This is a genomic window from Faecalibacterium sp. DFI.5.82 (genome assembly GCF_029076575.1).
GTDB lineage: Bacteria > Bacillota > Clostridia > Oscillospirales > Ruminococcaceae > Faecalibacterium > Faecalibacterium duncaniae.
Map to the genome: position 1 here is coordinate 1 of NZ_JARFIS010001055.1, position 291 is coordinate 291.

At 46.0% G+C, this 291-nt stretch carries 2 protein-coding genes; both read right to left on the minus strand.

Annotation, left to right across the window (positions count from 1 at the left end; genetic code table 11):
• On the minus strand, nucleotides 1-135 hold a 135-nt coding region (locus tag P0G09_RS20110; protein WP_342760585.1), incomplete at its 3' end, for an ATP-binding cassette domain-containing protein.
• Nucleotides 136-148: 13 nt separating this feature from the next.
• Nucleotides 149-286: a 4Fe-4S cluster-binding domain-containing protein gene (locus P0G09_RS20115; protein ID WP_342760586.1), complete on the minus strand. Its 138-nt coding sequence runs from the start codon at nucleotides 284-286 to the stop codon at nucleotides 149-151.
• Between the last annotated feature and the right edge of the window lie 5 nt (nucleotides 287-291).

The window sequence follows — 291 nt, forward strand, 5'->3', positions numbered from 1 at the left end:
CGTCGACTTTCCCGTGCCATTGGGACCCATGATGGCATGAATCTCACCGGTTGGCACCGTTAGATCAACGCCTTTTAAGATTTCTTCGCCGGTATCTTTGATAATGGCATGCAGATGATTGATTTTTAATGTCATGATGGCCTCTTTTCTAGTGAACCAGCTTATCCCAGATAACGACTTGGTTGGCTTTTAATGATTTCTGCACGTCGATGATGCGCTGGTTGGCACTGCCACGAAACTGCAGCGTCAAATCCTTTTGCCCTTCTAAAAAGCGGCCGTCAACCAAAATAT